Genomic DNA, 15354 nt, shown 5'->3' with positions numbered 1-15354 from the left:
CCTGACGCATTCAGCGCGTGAGCGCGACCTCGCGGAAGGCGGCAACGAGCGGCATCTCGAGCTTTCCGTGCATGCCCTGAAGGATCTCGTAGGCCGTCTCGCGCGGCAGGGGCGGCCGGTATTCGCGATTTTCGATCAGGGCCGAAAAGATATCGGAGATAGTCAGGAGTCTCACGATGTCGGCGATGGCGGCACCGCACAGCCCGTCGGGATATCCGCTGCCATCGAGATATTCGTGATGATGCCGCACGGCGTCGAGGATCTCCGGCGAGATGCCGGCAGTCCCCGCCAGCGCCGCGTATCCGGCCTCCGGATGAGACTCGATCAGTGTCCGCTCTTCCGGACTGAGACCCGCAGGCTTTTCGAGCACGGCCAGCGGGATTCTCGCCTTGCCGATGTCGTGGAACATGGCAGCGGAATAGAGCCGCTCCATATCGGCTTTCCGCAAACCCAGGCTCAATCCGAAATCGACCGCGACGCCCGTGACCAGCAGGCAATGCTGGTAGGTGCCTTCGTGGTGGCGGCGAACGGTGTCGAGCCAGTATGACAGGCCGTCCTCGGCGATACTCTCGGCGATCTTGCGGCCCGCCTCCTTGGCGGCGTCCACATCGATCGGAACGCCGTCGACCACGGCCGAAAACATCGAGGCGATGCAAGCCGCGCCGGCGAGGGCGGCTTCGCGGCCGTTTGCGAGAGTCTTGCCGTTGGTCCAGGGCGCCGAATTGTGGTCGACGAGCTTCGCCAGCAACTGCGCCTTGCTGACGGGGGTTGTCAGCACGTGCGTGGCCCCCAGCGCATAGGCCTGCACGGTCCCCAGGCGGGATCGCTCCTCGACGAGGAAAATGCGCTTGCGGATCAGCTTCAGCTTCGCACTCAGATTCTTGAGCGCAAGAATGTTGTCGACGACGGTCAGATCCGCGGTGACGATGACCGCGTCGGTGTCAGCGGCGTGGAGCTCGTGGTTGCCCAGCAGTTCCGACGAGACATCGTATTGCAGGTGGAGGATGGCGTTGACCGCGGATAGCTTGGCAGGGCTGTCGCCGATGACGTGGATGCACATTTAAAGGCGACCCCAATTCGCACGAAGCTCACTTGCGGGACGGTCTTTTCGGTTTCTCGCGCGCGAGAAACTCGATGCCGATTTCATCCCCCATCACGCGAATGAGCTTGCATCGCCGGTAGGCGAGACCGGTGGAGGACAGCAGAAGGAAGAACTCCTTCAGGTCCAGTCCCTCGATCGAAGATCCGACGCACAGGCGCGCGCCGGTCTGGGACACGTCGATCAGCTGGCAATCGCGACGCCAGGTCCCGTCGATTCCCATCATGTACACCTGGACGCCGCGTTCAAAACGAACGCGTTCGCTCTTTCGCATTCCGAAGGACATGCACTTGCCCTCAGTCTAGAGCCGAAAATTACCCCTTCACGCGCCTTCCAGAACCGCCATCGCCCGTTGCTAACCAGAACAAACCCCTGGGCAGTGGCTGCTGCTTGTCTTCAGGTACGACCGCGACGACCATAATGTGCTTGCGCCCGATACGAATGATGCAATTTCAAATTCGCTGCCGAAAAGAAGCAGCCACTTCAACACAGCACAATCTCGCGGCAACCTGCCGACGGCTTCAGCGCACCTAAACCCCGGTGACATCCGGCGAATTGAAGCCGGAATCCGCAACTTTTTCGTAAACGTCCCGGAAACGTCGGTGGCCGCAACGAGGGACGGGTCGCGCTGCAATGCAACAAAGGGGGCGACAAGCATTAACGGGGCCTTAGCCGCCCGCAGCTATTTTGGCCGGGACACGATGGCTCGTGTCTCGGCTTTTTTTCATTTCGCGAATGATTTGATTACCGATTGAAGCGTGTTGCAGCCAGGGAGCCAAATATTGTGGCTGTGGTGGCGTCGGCGGCATTGATAGCGGAACTGGATGCCATCGATGGCCGGCCGCCAGAGCGATGGACCGAAATCCTGCAACAGGTGACGAATCTGTTCGTCGCCGACGTCGACCGTTTGCATGAACAGCAGGTCGGCGTGTTCGACGACGTCATTGTCCGCCTGATGGACCGCGTGGAAGCGCCCGCGCTGATCCAGCTCGGCAAGGCGCTTTCCGACGTCAAGCGGCCGCCGCCGAAGGCGATCCGGAGGCTTGCGTTCGATCAGAATCCGTCGATTGCGGGACCCGTGCTGAAGCGATGCCGAAGCATCGCGCACGCTGATCTCGTCGAGGTCGCCCGCACTCAGCACCACGCCCATCTGCTGGCGATCGCCAGCCGGCAATCGATCGATCCGCAGTTGAGCGAACCGCTGGTGCAGCGCGGCGATGCCGAGGTCCGTCATGCGCTGGCGGAAAATCTCGGCGCGCGGCTCTCTCAGGCGGGATGGGCGGCGCTGGTGGAGGCGGCGGAGCGCGATGAGCGTCTCGCGGAAAAGCTTGGAAAGCGCTCCGATGCCCCGCCAGGACTGCGGAAAAAAGTCCAGGCGAAGGTCGACGGCACGCGGATGCGCCACCTGCTCGCGATGCCCCAGGCGGTGCGAGAGAAGATCGAAACGACGGTTGCGACGACGGAAGCGCCGGAAGAGTTTCGTCAGCCGGGGCCGCCGGACTATGTCGAGGCGCATGCCCGGATGGTCGACCTCAATCGCAAGGGCAAGCTCAACGACTCCTCGGTCAACCGGTTCGCGGTCTGCCGCGAATACGCCAACGTCGTCGCCGCGCTGGCGTTTCTGTCGGGATCGCCGATCGAGGTCATCGAGCCCCTGATTTTCAGCGATCAGCTCGAGGGACTGATCGTCACCTGCAAGGCCGCCAGGCTGAATTGGGCGACCACCACGATGATCGTTCGCAATCGCCCCGGGTGTCCGCCCGTTTCAAATGACGATCTCGAGCGCGTCCGGGCCACGTTCGACGTCTTTTCGTTGTCGGTCGCGCAGCGCACCGTGCGGTTCTAGCCGGCGCCGGCGCTCGAAGCAGGCAGGCGCCGCCACGGCGTCACCGTGACACCCTCGGCCGGATCGAGCGGGATTGGCGCGCCGGCTTTCAGACCATGACTGGCGAGAATCTGCTGCGGCGTGCGCTCGGGCACGCCGGGAAAGCAGGCTTCGCCGCCAGGCAGGCGTATATGAGGGGCGAGCGAAAGCCAGAACGTGTCGTAGCGGTCGAGAAACATCGCGAACACGCCGGGACCGCCGATGATGGCGGCCGTGCCGGCATCGACGCCCGCGAAGGCGCAAGCCGCCTCGAAGGAGGCGCCGGCCGGATTCCACAGGCATGCCTTGGGATTCGACGGATCGAGCGCGAGCGCCGCGACCTGCCGGGTGAGGATCAGCCGCTGGCGTCGCGGCGAGTTGGGCTGGTCCTCATAGGAGTTGCGGCCGTGCACGATCAGCGCGGCCCGGTCGAGGCTCGATGAGAAGAAGGCCTTGTCGCCCGGAAACTTGAGTTCGTCCGGCATCGCGCCGCCACGCGCGAGCATGCCGTCCGCCGAGACGATGACATAGCCTTCGATGCAAAGCGCCGCCACGATGTGCGCGAAGCGCAGCTATTCCGAAACCGTGGTGACGACGCTGGAGACCGGCCGCGAGCTGACGGTCGGCAGCTTGATCTCCTTCTGCAGCGCCTCGTCGAACTCCGGCAGCGTCTGCACCGGCGCCTTCGCGCGCATCGCGACGACCTTGTAGCCGCCGGCCTTCAGGCGGTTCAGAAGCTCGGGCAGCGCTTCGGCGGTGTGCTTCTGGAAGTCGTGCATCAGGATGATGCCCTTGCCGAGCTTGTCGAGCTTCCTCATCACGGTGTCGATCACCGTCTGCGGCTTGCTCGCCTTGAAGTCGAAGGAGTCGAGGTCGCAGGAGAAGATCGCGATGTTGCGGGTACCCAGATAGGTCACCATCTCCGGCGGGTGCTGCAGCGCCGGGAAGCGGAAGAACGGCGCGGGCGAGATGCCGCCGAGCGCCCACTTCACCGCGCTGAATCCCTTCTCGATCTCTTCCTTGCGCTGCTGCTCGGTCAGCTTCTTGTTGTTGAGGTTGGCGTGCGACCAGGTGTGAGCGCCGATCGTGTGGCCCGCCGCGTAGACCTTCTTCAGGATCTCCGGCTCATAGGTCGAGTGCTTGCCGATCGGGAAGAAGATGCCGGTCGTGCATTCGTCGGCGAGCGTCTTCAGCACCGACGGCGTATTGTTCGGCCATGGACCGTCGTCGAAGGTCAGCACGACCTCCTTGTCGCGCAGGAAGTCGAGCTCCTTGAAATGCTCGAAGCCGAAGCCCGGACCGCCCGTTGTGTCGATCTCGACGGTGCGCGCGACGCCGAGCGCGTTGGGATTGCTGCAGGCCGCCCGTGCGGGCTGTGGTGATTGCGCCGCGGCGGCGGCAGCGGGCGCTGTCTGTGGCGCGGCTGCTGTCTTCTGGGCCGCCGGCGGGGTCTGCGACCACGCAGCGCCTGACATCATCAGCGAAATCGTCCCTGCGAGAATCAATCCTGCCGCCACACGCATCGTCGTTTTCCCTAGAATTGGTCCCCCGGCCGGATCGGCCGTGTCCCCCCATGTCGGATCATAGCCTAGTTGGACCGGCCCCGCCAACGCAACGGACGGGCAGGAGAAACCGGTTTATTGTCGGTGGACGGGTTAATGACGGGAAGATGCCGACCTCGTGGAGCGGATTTGACGTTCGCGATCCATTTGCCGCGATTCCATTCGCAAACGTGCCTCCCAGATGGGATGCGAATGTTAGAATCGGGCCACTAGGCCGCGGCGAGCGTCCGGGCAATCGCCGTTTTCACGCGCGTATCGGTCGGCTCGACCGCCGACGGGAACACCTCGGCGATATAGCCGTCGCGTCCGATCAGGTATTTGTGGAAGTTCCAGCGCGGCACATCCCTGGGCCGCGCCTGCGCGGCCCATCGGTAGAACGGATGGGCGTTCGGGCCGATCACGGCGGCCTTGGCCGCAATCGGGAAGGTCACGCCGTAGTCGTGCTGCGCGGTCTGCGCGATCTCGGTCGCCCCGCCGGGCTCCTGCGCGCCGAAATCGTTGGAGGGAACCGCGACCATGGCGAGCCCGCGGCCGCTGAACTCCGTCCACAATTCCTGCAGCCCGGCATATTGCGGGGTGTAGCCGCATAGCGACGCCGTGTTGACGATCAGCATGGGGTGGCCGCCGAACGCGGCGAGCCGGATGTCGTCGCCAGCAAGGGCCGGAAACGAAAAGGCATAGGCCGTGACCTGGTTCATCGGCTGGCTCATCGCGCCTTGCGCGAGTGCCCGGCGGACCGGTGCCGGCGCCATGATGGCGGCGAGCGCCGCGGTGAGCACGGTCCTGCGGTCGGTCATGGCTGTCTCCGTCGGTAGCGGAACCAGACTACAGCAGCCGGCAGGGCGGGGCTCGTCAACAGGTCGTTACGCAGGCGCCCGCTTGCACCAGGGCAGCGGCATCAGCGGCATGTAGTAGGAATTCCATTCGCAGATCGATTCCGGCCCCGAGCGCTTCAGCGCGTATTTGATCGGCTCCGCCTGGCCGATGGCGATATGCAGCGCGAACAGCGTGATGGCGATCGAATAGGCCCATTTGTGGAAACGTGACGCGTCGAGCGAATCGAGCAGGATCGCGCCGGCGAGAATGATCAGCGGATCGGTGAAGATGAAATATTCCGATTTCAGGCCGCGCCGCACGCCGAGCATGTCGATGCCGATAGCGCCGAGCATCAGCATCAGCGCCTGCAGCGCGGCCTGCCGCTCGCCGCGCCGCCACGCATAGACGATGCCGGGGATGACCAGCCAGGTCAGGAACACCGTGGGCCGCGGCGAGGAATGCAGCACGAAGGTGTAACGGGTGAGCACGCCGCCCAATCCATCGAGCAGAAGGAGCAGGATCGCCGCGATGCTCGATCCGTTCGCGGCGCTTGCCGTGCTGGTGTCGGCAAAGGTCAGCATCTTCTCCAGCGGATTGAAGACGGCGATCACGTTGGCGGTGTTGTAGTCGATGTCGAGGACGAGCAGGGCGGCCGCGCCGGCCGCCGCTGCGCCTGCGATCGCCGCGAGCGTCTCGGCGGCGGCTATCCGCCAGATCGCGGCATAGGCGACCATGCAGGCCGCGACCAGTGCGAGCAGCGCGATCTGGTAGACGCCGAACCGGCCGAGCAGGAGCGGATGAAACTGCGCGGCGTCCAGCAGGGCGCGGTCGAACCCGACGCGGGCGAGCGGCCATGCGGCCGATCCGGCCGCGAGCGCAAGCAGCACGGCGGCGGCGACGACGAGCCAGCTTCCGGACGTGTTCTGCCAGAACCTGACACTGCGGCCTTCCTTGCCACCGAACGGCAGCACCACGAACGGCAGGACGGCGATCAGGAGGATCGCCTGCACCTTGTTCTCGAGGCCAAGCACGCACAGGAACGCGCTGGCGGCGACGAAAAGGGGGCGGAACAGGCTCGCGCGCCGTCCCGTCGCGATCAGGATCATCAGCGCGAAGATGACCGGCAGCGCGGCGACCAGCTCGCTGCGCAGGATACGCGAATGCACGGCGATGCCGCCGGAAAGCGCGAAGGCGAGCGTAGCGAGCAGGGTGACGCGCCAGTCGCGCAGGATGCGGCGCCCGAGCGCGGCAAAGATCAGTACCGAGCCGATCGCGATCAGGAAGGCCAGCAGGCGTCCGGCGCGGACCGCGTGCGTCATCGCCGTGTCGAAGGCGGCAGGCTCGGTCGGCGGCGGAAAGGCCGACAGCGTCCACGCGTCGAGCAGGCCGAGCCCGTGCAACAGCTGAAACCACGACTTGACGGTGAGGATGGTCAGATAGGCGGTGTGATCGAGGAACTGCTGCGGCCTGCCATCGTTCATGGCGAGCGCGCTGTAGATCACCATGAAATCCATATCGGCATTGCGCCAGTAGATCACGGCGTAGCCGAACAGGAAGAAGGACAGCGCGAGGCCAACGACAATCGCGATCAGCCCGCCGCGCCAGCCAAGCGGGGTCAGCCGGTCGAGCGCGTCGCGGGATGCGTGTGCTGGCGCCGCGGAGGAAGGCGCGGTGGAGAGTTCCGTCATGCCGGCCGCTTCTAGAGCATTTTCGGCTCTGATTGAATCAGAACCGGTGCTCCAGCTTCTTTTTTGCTCCGGTCGGTCGGATATGCGTTCCCGCCAATGGCGCTGCGCGAAGCTGGCTAGCGCAGCGAGACGATGAAGTCCGTGCCCTCGCCGGTTTCGCCCTGGTTGATGCCCTGGTCGGTGACGATGATCGAGCCGCCGGTCGCCAGCGCCTCGTTGACGCGTGCCATCGCATCAGCTGGCACGCTGATGCGGTCGAGCGCCTCCGCCGGGCTGTCGGGCGCCGGCATCGACTTCATCTCGACCGGACCCGTGGCTGCGGCCTTGCGGCGATGCACGATTTGCTCCTGGTCCTGGCTGCGCTGCACGCTGCGCGCCGACATCGGCAGCGACACCACCGACCAATGCAGGCCATTCGCATTGTTCTTGTCGACTTCGGCGGTGAACACATGCGTGCCGAGCGGTCGGTCGCTCGGCGCGATCGTCACCGGCACCTCGAACCATGGCTTGAAGTTCTCGCGCACATAGAGCTTGGAATCCTTGCGGCTGATCAGCACCGCGATCTGGCCCGGGCGCCGGGATTCTCTTGCAGGCAGAGTCTCGCCAGCCATCCGGCTCTGGTCTTTCTTCGCATCGGGCGCGACCGCCACGGTCTTCGCCTCTTCCGGCCTGGTTGCGGAAGGGCTGGCCGCGGATTGTGCCGCCGCCGGCTTCGCGGCCTCCGCGACAGCCGGTTCGGACTTCCTGGCTTCTGCCCTGTCGTCAGCCTTGCTGCTCTCGAGCCTGGCTTGGGCAAGCTTGTCGGCGGGCTTCGGGCCATCGACCGGCTTCATGTCGACGGCAACGGTCTCGGCCGGTTTGTATTGGGCCCGTTTGTCCTGCGCTGGTTTGTCTTGCGCCGGCTTGTCTTGGGTTGCGATCGCCACGCCTGGCGCGGCATCGCTATCCGCCGGTTTCACCAGTCGCGACCGCGTGCCGTCGGCCTGTTCCTCCTCGCGCCGCGCGGTGCCGCCGGCGGCGTCCGACATCGTGACCGCGGGCGCGGCGGCATCGATGTTGCGGCCCGCATCGGCAGTGTGCGTCTGCTCGTGCGATGAGCTGTTCTCCGCTGCCTCGGCCGAGGCCTTGGGCGGATCGACATGGCCGACCGTTGAGCGCAATTCAAGCCGCGATTCGGAATTGTCGGGCTTCGCCTCGGCCGCGCCCTTATCGGCTTTCGCCGGCACCGGCTTGTCGCTCGCGGGCTCCTCCGTCGCGACCGGCTGCGGCGCCACCTTCATCGTCGCGAGCAGTGGATGCGCGAAGCTTGTTGGCGTCGGGATTTCGTAGGGCGTCACGAACACGCGCGCGCCCATCCTGGTCCAGTTCCACATCTTGACGGCGAACGACATCGGCATGCGGATGCAGCCATGCGAGGCCGGATAGCCCGGCAGCACGCCGGCGTGGAGCGCAACACCGGACCAGGTGATGCGCTGCATGTAGGGCATCGGCGCGCCGCTGTAGATGTTGGAGTGGTGGAATTTGTGTTTCTGGATGACGCTGAAGACGCCGGTCGGGGTGGAATGGCCGCGCATGCCGGTCGACACCGGCGCTTCCGCGAAGAAGCCGTTGGCGTCGAACACCCGCACCCGCTGCTTGTCGATGGAGACCGCGATGATCAGCGGGCCTTGCGGCTTGGCGCTGGTCTCCTTTTCGACCATGTTCTTGCGCGCGGATTGTCGCCGCGGCCGCTGCGATCGCGGCTGGGCCATCGGTACCGGGCGGTAGAAGCTGGGGTCGGAGTCCTGCCAGTAGTAGACAGCGGCATTCGCCTCGCTGCCGGCAGCGACCGTGCCGGCCGCCGCCAACAATGCCAGACCCCAAAAATGATTGGTTGAAATAGCCCGGTTAGAAATCCGACGCTCGGTTACGCGCATTTCCCGATTCCCAGTTCGTATGGGGTTTGTTGTCGCAGACACAAAACCCGTTCACCAGCGCCCCAGTCGCAAAGCCCGCCCGATTCAAATTGAGCGTACCAAAAAAGCCTCACATTGCGTTAAATCCGCGGCCGAGATGGCTCGCCGCGCGCCTTCCGTGAGGGCGGTCGGGCGCCTACATGGGCGACACCCCCACGGAGACTTCCATGCCATTTCCTGCCTTAAGCGAATGTGACAGACGGCCCATGGCCTCGCTGCTCCTGATGGTCGTGCTGGCGCTGTCTTTCGCCACCCAAGCGACGGCCGCCGACGAGCCGGATCTCATCTTCCGCCGCTCGACCGTGTTCAAATGGATGAGTCCGAACGACAAGCTTGCAACCTACGGTATCGATGATCCCGAGGTGGAGGGGGTGGCCTGTCATTTCACCGTGCCGGAGAAGGGCGGCTTCAAGGGCTGGATGGGCCTTGCCGAAGAGGTCTCCGATATTTCGCTGGCCTGCCGCCAGATCGGGCCGATCCGCTTCAAGGACAAAATGGGGCAGGGCGATGACATGTTTCGCCAGCGCCGCTCGCTGTTCTTCAAGAAGATGCAGATCGTGCGCGGCTGCGACGCCAAGCGTAACGTGCTGGTTTATATGGTGTATTCCGACAAGCTGATCGAGGGATCGCCGAAGAATTCGACCTCCTCGGTGCCGATCATGCCGTGGGGCGCGGCTGACGCCGCCGTCCAGAAATGCGGCGACTACATTCAGTGAGGGGCGAGGGCCTAGCGCTTCGCCGGCGTCGGGCGCAGTTCCGGCTTCGGACGGGCGTCGCGGCAACCGACCAGATGCACGAATTTCTGCGGCGTAGAGACATTGCCGAAGTCGCCGCGCTGCAGCGACATCGCCGGCGAGAGGGTTGTGCGGGGCGGATCGGCGGTGCCGGCCGAAATCGGCCTGCGGGGAGGTGTATTGCCAACAACGGTGCGGCCACTGCCCATAACGGCCATCCTTGTTGAAGAAGGCTTGTAACGCGCCGACAGGCTGAAAGGTTGCATGGCCTTTGCCCGAGCGGGACTTCCCTAGCGCCGTATCGCCGCTATTCACAGCAGGGTCATTGACCCATCTCAATCCGCCTCGGCTCAATCGCGCGATCTGAAATCATTGAGGTTTTTGCTTCATTGTTTCGTGGACTCGGCAGCGACGAAACAATTCGCCCCGTGACGAAACCATTTTCTGCTTCGCGCGCAGAATGAACGAAACCGGACATGGTTATCAGGGCCCAACGACAGCGGCGGGCTGCGCCGCAAGCTATTTTCCGGAGACCGTCAAATGCGGACCATCAGCTTCATCCTGGCCTTCGCCTTCGTGATGGTTGGGCCGTCCCTGGCTGGCTCGTCGGACACAAGCCTCCCCGGTGTCGGGACCTTTGCCTATAGTGGTTCGCCGATCGCGACGGCTGCGCCACTGGTTGTCGCCGCCAACTAAGGCTGGCACTTTCGTCGAACAAGAAAGTTGCCGGTAAGGCTCGCAATGCTCATTCGTTTCCTCTCTGGTGCCCTCGTCGCGTGCCTGGCGCTCGCTGCGCCCGCGCAGGCGCAGATGATTTCGCTCATGAAGCCATCCGATCCGCGCGGTGAGTTCGTCCGCCAGTGCGCGCCGCACATGCTGGGCCGCTGGGCGCATCCGGAGGAAGTCTGCGGCTGTCTGCACGATCACGCCGCCGCGGTCGTCGAGGACGAGGATCTGCGCGAAGCATTGCTCCGCGGTATCAGCGAGACCGGCGTGCCCACCATCGAGAACAACTGGGTGCCCGCCGCGAAGCGATCCGAGATCGGCCCGACTTTCACCAAGATTGCGAGGCCGACCTTGCAGTGCATGTTCGATCCGGCGCATTAGCGCCGTCACACGCCACGCATTTCCTTATTTCTTCCGGCGCGGCACACACCTTCGCGCGCGTTCAATGCCGGTCGGTCCCATTTTGGCGCCGGACACTTCCTTGATCTGGCCCTGCGGGCAGGTTCCGTCATCGACCTGAACGCGTTGTCCGAGCCGAAGATCGACGATGGCCTGTTCGTTCGGCACCTGGTCGGTCATGGCTTTTGCGTCCGACATGGTCAGCGCAAGCAGCAGCATCGCATAGCATCCAGCTCGTCCAGCCATCCAGTCTCTCCGCAAAAGCACAGGCGTTGCCGGGAAAGCCTACGCAGCCCGCGCCGATTCTGAAAGCTGCGGCGGGAACCTGCATTCGGCGGCGAACTGTGATTTGATCCGCCCCGCGAGCACAACGGGGTAAGCGATGAACGCCAACGACACTCACCAACGAATCCTTGCGGCCGTCGATGCCGGCTTCGACGCGCAGCTTGCCACCACCATGGATTTCGTTGCGATCCCCTCGACCCGCGGCGCGGAGGGGCCGTGCCAGGACATGATCGGCGATCTCCTGCGCGCGCGTGGCTATGAGGTCGACGACTGGCACATCAACCCTGACGACCTGAAGGATCTGCGCGGCTACGGTCCGATCGAGCACGATTTCTCCAGGGCGCGCACGGTGGTCGGCACCTACCGTCCGGCGAACGACGCCGGAAAGTCGCTGATCCTGCAGGGCCATTGCGACGTCGTGCCGACCGGCCCGCTCGACATGTGGGAGACGCCGCCATTTTCGCCCGTCATCAGGGACGGGCGGATGTATGGCCGCGGTGCCTGCGACATGAAGTCCGGCACGATCGGCGCATTATACGCGCTCGACGCGATCCGGGCTGCCGGCTTCCGGCCGACCGCGCGGATCCATTTTCAGTCCGTGATCGAGGAGGAGAGCACCGGGGTCGGCGCGCTCTCGACATTGCAGCGCGGCTATCGGGCCGACGCCTGCTTCATCCCCGAACCGACCGGCGGCAAGATGGTGCGTTCGCAGGTCGGCGTGATCTGGTTTCGCCTGAAAGTGCGCGGCCATCCCGTGCATGTGTTCGAGGCCGGCTCGGGCTCCAACGCCATCACTGCGGCCTATCATCTGATCCACGCGCTGGAGAAGCTCGAGGCCGAATGGAATGAGCGGGCCAGGAGCGACCGGCACTTCAAGACGCTCAATCATCCCATCAACTTCAATCCGGGGATCATCAGGGGCGGTGACTGGGCTTCCAGCGTGCCCGCGTGGTGCGACGTCGATTGCCGGATCGCGATCCTGCCGGGCTGGCCGGTCGCCGACGCGCAGGCGGAAATCCTGGCCTGTGTTGCGGCCGCGGCGCGCGATCACCGCTTTCTTTCCAACAACCCACCTGCGGTCGAGTGGTCGGGCTTTCTGTCGGAGGGCTACGAGCTGACGAATTCGGCTGCGCCGGAAGCTGCGTTCGGGAAGGCGTTCAGTGCGGTCTATGGCGGGGCGGTCGAGGACCTCGTGTTCACCGCGCTGACCGACACCCGCTTCTACGGGCTGAACCACGACATCCCCAGCCTCTGCTTCGGCGCCAGTGGCGCGGCGATGCACGGCTTCAACGAATATGTCGACCTGGAATCGCTGCGAAAGTCGACCAAGGCAACCGCGCTGTTCATCGCCGAATGGTGCGGGGTCGAGAAGGCGTAATCAGCCTTCGTTCCAAAGCGCCGCAACGATCGCATCGAGCCCGTCGGTCAGCGCGGCCGGGCCCGGCTGCAGGATCAGCGATGACTTGATCTCGACGATGCGGTTGTTGCGCACCGCCGGGATCGTGTCCCAGTTCGGGCGCTGCCTGATCCGGTCGGGCACGACCTTCTTGCCGCACCAGGACGCCAGGATCACGTCGGGCGCAGCCGCGCGCACCACGTCTGGCGCGACGATGCGGTCCTTCGCCGCCGCCTTGCGGCGCAAATCCGGCAGCACGTCCTCGCCACCCGCGATCTCGATCAGCTCGGAGACCCAGCCGATGCCGCTGATCAAGGGATCGTCCCACTCCTCGAAATAGACCTTTGGCCTCGGGCCGGGACGACTGGTCGCAGCGATCGCGGCGAGCCGTTCCTCGTAACTCCTGGCGAGCTGATCGGCCCGCTCCGCCACGCCGACCATGGCGCCGAGCGTGCGGATCATCGCGAGAATTCCCGCGACGTCGCGCTGGTTGAAGACATGAACCGCAACGCCCGCGCGCACCAGCTCTGCAACGATATCCGCCTGCAGGTCGGAGAAGGCCAGCACGAGGTCGGGCGCGAGCGCCGTGATCTTTGGAATGTCGGCGGAGATGAAGGCGGAGACCCGCGGCTTCTCGCGCCTGACCCGAGGCGGGCGCACCGCATAGCCGGAGACGCCGACGATGCGGTCTTCCTGGCCAAGCAGGTACAGCGTCTCCACGGTCTCCTCGGTGAGGCAGACGATGCGTTGCGGCGGGAAGTGGCGCATGACCAACCCTATGCCGCGCGGGCGGCTGACAGGCAATGCGGGCGCACCATTACCTCGGAGGTCATTGCCTCCTTTACCCGGCTACTCCATCCTCGCGCCTCGAATATGGCTTGGACGACAAGGGGAGCGCCGATGACGCCGCTTGAGAAGATCAATTCGCTGAAGATGCCGTTTGCGGAGCTGATGGGCGTGACCTTCACGGAAGCCGACAGGGGACGCGTGGTGGCGCGGATCACGGTGCGGCCGGACCTCTGCACCCTCCATCACACCATCCATGGCGGGGCCATCATGGCGCTCGCGGATTCGGTGGGGGCCGCGGCCACCGTGATCAACCTGCCGGAGGATGCCAAGGGCACGACCACGCTCGAAAGCAAGACCAACTTCATTGGGGGAGTGAGGGAAGGCGCCGTCGTGGTGGCGACGGCGACGCCCGTACATCGCGGGCGCCGTACCCAGGTATGGCAGATCAGGCTGGAGACCGAGGACGGCAAGCTGGTTGCGATCATCACGCAAACCCAGATGGTGCTCTAAGCTCGCTGAATCTTTAAGTGAATCCTTGTTTCATTTTTTGTCGCGAAGGTCTTGAAAATCTTGCTGCGCTGCACAATATATGAGGTCTAGGGATTCGGACGCCTCCTCGAGGGTCATCTAAGAGGAGTTTTTTGACATGCAACAGAGAAACCATGCCGGCCCGATGCGCGCGCGAAGCTTCGTCCGCACCCTCCGTCAGCACGAGGAATTGCCGCTCCTGCGCGATCACCTGCTGCGGCTGGACCGCATGAGCCGCCACGACCGCTTCAACGGTTTCATCGACGATCGCTTCATCGAGCGGTACGCCGAAAAATGCGCCAATGACGGCACCATCATCATCGCCTATTTCGAAGACGGCGTGGTGCGCGGCGCAGCCGAACTGCATCCGCCGGAGCCGTCGTCCGACACGTTGCCGGAGATCGCCTTCAGCGTGGAAGCCTCCGTGCGCCGTCGTGGCGTCGGCAGCTTCCTGTTCCGGCAATTGATCGCCGAGGCGCGTGCCAAGGGCTACGAAAGCCTTCGTATCACCACCGGTGCGAGCAACGAAGCGATGCGGGCGCTCGCCAATAAGTTCGGCGCGCATCTGACGTTCAGCCACGGCGAATCCACCGGCACGGTGGATCTGACCAGGCAGAACGTGCCCCAGCCGGTGCCGTTCGCCTTCGACACCACGCTCGCGGCCGCGCGCGCGATCGCCAACGTCAACCGCGTCTACTGGCGATCGTTCTGGCGGATGTATGGATTGGGCCGAACGGCCTGAGGGGAGTGTATCTGCTGAGCCATTCGCCGATCGCAGATCGCGCGAATGGCTAGAATGCGGGAGCAATCAGGTTCCGGTGCGGGTGGCGAATCGACGTACGGTACGCCGCTCCACAACGACCGAACGTTGCGCGCCCTGTTCGCCCGCGATCACGCGGGTCGTGGCCACGCGTGCCGAGGCGCGGCCGAGCTTTTTCACTTCGGCAAGAACTTCTTCATAGGGCAGGCCCATCAGCGACGCGGCGATGTCCGCCTGCGCCTCTTGATCGTCCGTGATGCCGACGGCAGCAAAAATCGCTTCGTCCAGCGTCGGCGGATCGCGGCGGACACGCCGCGGCCCATACTTGGTATTCCAGTCTTCGCTCATCGGGGCCTCTCGTTGATCCGGGATACCTAGGGTGCATCATGTTGCATTGCAATATGAAATTGGTGTGGCAAATCAGCCATGCATCGTTGCGAGTCAGAGCTTTTCCACTTGTTTCGCGTCGTAGATCGCGATCGTCGGCGCGCCTGCCGAGAGCCCCTGCAACGCGCGAACGAAATCACGCGAGGCCGGCACGGCGAAATGGACTGCCAGCGCCGCACTGTCAGCCCACTGTTCGACGAAGACGAGCCGCAGCGGATTCTCGCAGTCGACATGGACGGCATGGGAGATGCAACCCGGTTCGCGGCGCGACCGTTGCACATGCTCCAGGCTGAGCTTGCGCACCTCGTCGAACGAGTCCTGCCGCGCCGTCACACTGCCTGTCACGATGATCATCTGCGCTCCTCC

At 64.5% G+C, this 15354-nt stretch carries 20 protein-coding genes; 8 read left to right on the top strand and 12 right to left on the bottom strand.

The features are described from left to right. Positions 1 to 10: 10 nt before the first annotated feature. Together QOU61_RS20890 and QOU61_RS20885 are read right to left on the bottom strand one after the other, a co-directional pair. Entirely contained in the window at positions 11 to 1060 is a 1050-nt protein-coding gene (locus QOU61_RS20890) for an HD-GYP domain-containing protein (protein ID WP_289653088.1), read from the bottom strand. 28 nt (positions 1061 to 1088) lie between these two features. Next, positions 1089 to 1385, bottom strand: a complete 297-nt coding sequence (locus QOU61_RS20885) for a PilZ domain-containing protein (protein WP_289653087.1) — start codon at positions 1383 to 1385, stop codon at positions 1089 to 1091. A 136-nt stretch (positions 1386 to 1521) separates the two neighbouring features. Between QOU61_RS20885 and QOU61_RS20880 the strand changes: the two genes are divergently transcribed. Then, entirely contained in the window at positions 1522 to 1854 is a 333-nt protein-coding gene (locus QOU61_RS20880) for a hypothetical protein (RefSeq protein ID WP_289653086.1), read from the top strand. A gap of 29 nt (positions 1855 to 1883) precedes the next feature. After that, entirely contained in the window at positions 1884 to 2945 is a 1062-nt protein-coding gene (locus tag QOU61_RS20875) for a DUF2336 domain-containing protein (RefSeq protein ID WP_289653085.1), read from the top strand. On the opposite strand, the gene QOU61_RS20870 is transcribed toward QOU61_RS20875, so the two are convergent. The 5 genes from QOU61_RS20870 to QOU61_RS20850 all read right to left on the bottom strand — a co-directional run bounded on the left by QOU61_RS20870 (position 2942) and on the right by QOU61_RS20850 (position 8945). Then, positions 2942 to 3469, bottom strand: coding sequence for a dihydrofolate reductase family protein (locus QOU61_RS20870; RefSeq protein WP_289661637.1), 528 nt, complete (start codon positions 3467 to 3469; stop codon positions 2942 to 2944). The genes QOU61_RS20875 and QOU61_RS20870 overlap by 4 nt on opposite strands. A 66-nt stretch (positions 3470 to 3535) precedes the next feature. Further along, positions 3536 to 4486, bottom strand: a complete 951-nt coding sequence (locus QOU61_RS20865; protein WP_289653084.1) for a polysaccharide deacetylase family protein — start codon at positions 4484 to 4486, stop codon at positions 3536 to 3538. Positions 4487 to 4734: 248 nt separating this feature from the next. Continuing rightward, the gene (locus QOU61_RS20860) at positions 4735 to 5322 is read right to left on the bottom strand and encodes a glutathione peroxidase (protein WP_289653083.1); all 588 of its coding nucleotides are present in this window, start codon (positions 5320 to 5322) and stop codon (positions 4735 to 4737) included. A 66-nt stretch (positions 5323 to 5388) separates the two neighbouring features. Further along, positions 5389 to 7029: a glycosyltransferase family protein gene (locus QOU61_RS20855; protein ID WP_289653082.1), complete on the bottom strand. Its 1641-nt coding sequence runs from the start codon at positions 7027 to 7029 to the stop codon at positions 5389 to 5391. A gap of 116 nt (positions 7030 to 7145) precedes the next feature. Beyond that, positions 7146 to 8945: a L,D-transpeptidase gene (locus tag QOU61_RS20850; RefSeq protein WP_289653081.1), complete on the bottom strand. Its 1800-nt coding sequence runs from the start codon at positions 8943 to 8945 to the stop codon at positions 7146 to 7148. A 245-nt stretch (positions 8946 to 9190) separates the two neighbouring features. Between QOU61_RS20850 and QOU61_RS20845 the strand changes: the two genes are divergently transcribed. Next, the gene (locus QOU61_RS20845) at positions 9191 to 9700 is read left to right on the top strand and encodes a CreA family protein (RefSeq protein ID WP_289653080.1); all 510 of its coding nucleotides are present in this window, start codon (positions 9191 to 9193) and stop codon (positions 9698 to 9700) included. An 11-nt stretch (positions 9701 to 9711) separates the two neighbouring features. Here the strand turns inward: QOU61_RS20845 and QOU61_RS20840 are convergent, their stop codons facing one another. Beyond that, a complete protein-coding gene (locus QOU61_RS20840; protein ID WP_289653079.1) occupies positions 9712 to 9984 on the bottom strand; it encodes a hypothetical protein in 273 nt (90 codons plus the stop codon). 274 nt (positions 9985 to 10258) lie between these two features. On the opposite strand from QOU61_RS20840, the gene QOU61_RS20835 reads away from it, so the two are divergent. Continuing rightward, entirely contained in the window at positions 10259 to 10414 is a 156-nt protein-coding gene (locus QOU61_RS20835) for a hypothetical protein (RefSeq protein WP_289653078.1), read from the top strand. Positions 10415 to 10459: 45 nt separating this feature from the next. Then, positions 10460 to 10825 carry a hypothetical protein gene (locus tag QOU61_RS20830; RefSeq protein ID WP_289653077.1) on the top strand — a complete coding sequence of 122 codons (366 nt, stop codon included), beginning with the start codon at positions 10460 to 10462 and terminating at the stop codon, positions 10823 to 10825. A 24-nt stretch (positions 10826 to 10849) separates the two neighbouring features. Here QOU61_RS20830 and QOU61_RS20825 read toward each other — a convergent pair whose 3' ends face one another. Then, the gene (locus QOU61_RS20825; RefSeq protein WP_289653076.1) at positions 10850 to 11062 is read right to left on the bottom strand and encodes a DUF6719 family protein; all 213 of its coding nucleotides are present in this window, start codon (positions 11060 to 11062) and stop codon (positions 10850 to 10852) included. A 163-nt stretch (positions 11063 to 11225) separates the two neighbouring features. On the opposite strand from QOU61_RS20825, the gene QOU61_RS20820 reads away from it, so the two are divergent. Further along, positions 11226 to 12506 (top strand): ArgE/DapE family deacylase, encoded by a 1281-nt coding sequence (locus QOU61_RS20820; RefSeq protein WP_289653075.1) that lies wholly within the window; start codon positions 11226 to 11228, stop codon positions 12504 to 12506. Here the strand turns inward: QOU61_RS20820 and QOU61_RS20815 are convergent, their stop codons facing one another. Further along, positions 12507 to 13292 carry a cobalamin-binding protein gene (locus QOU61_RS20815; protein WP_289653074.1) on the bottom strand — a complete coding sequence of 262 codons (786 nt, stop codon included), beginning with the start codon at positions 13290 to 13292 and terminating at the stop codon, positions 12507 to 12509. It lies immediately after the preceding gene. A gap of 132 nt (positions 13293 to 13424) precedes the next feature. Here QOU61_RS20815 and QOU61_RS20810 point away from each other — a divergent pair, with 132 nt between their 5' ends. Next, complete coding sequence (locus QOU61_RS20810) at positions 13425 to 13823, top strand: PaaI family thioesterase (protein ID WP_289653073.1); 399 nt, start codon at positions 13425 to 13427, stop codon at positions 13821 to 13823. A gap of 136 nt (positions 13824 to 13959) precedes the next feature. Beyond that, positions 13960 to 14583 carry a GNAT family N-acetyltransferase gene (locus tag QOU61_RS20805; RefSeq protein ID WP_289653072.1) on the top strand — a complete coding sequence of 208 codons (624 nt, stop codon included), beginning with the start codon at positions 13960 to 13962 and terminating at the stop codon, positions 14581 to 14583. A gap of 66 nt (positions 14584 to 14649) precedes the next feature. Here QOU61_RS20805 and QOU61_RS20800 read toward each other — a convergent pair whose 3' ends face one another. After that, positions 14650 to 14949, bottom strand: a complete 300-nt coding sequence (locus QOU61_RS20800) for a hypothetical protein (protein ID WP_289653071.1) — start codon at positions 14947 to 14949, stop codon at positions 14650 to 14652. Positions 14950 to 15042: 93 nt separating this feature from the next. After that, the gene (locus tag QOU61_RS20795) at positions 15043 to 15342 is read right to left on the bottom strand and encodes a putative quinol monooxygenase (protein ID WP_289653070.1); all 300 of its coding nucleotides are present in this window, start codon (positions 15340 to 15342) and stop codon (positions 15043 to 15045) included. Positions 15343 to 15354 lie beyond the last annotated feature (12 nt).

Source organism: Bradyrhizobium sp. NP1 (assembly GCF_030378205.1).
GTDB lineage: Bacteria > Pseudomonadota > Alphaproteobacteria > Rhizobiales > Xanthobacteraceae > Bradyrhizobium.
This window is presented reverse-complemented; position numbering and strand designations above follow the sequence as displayed.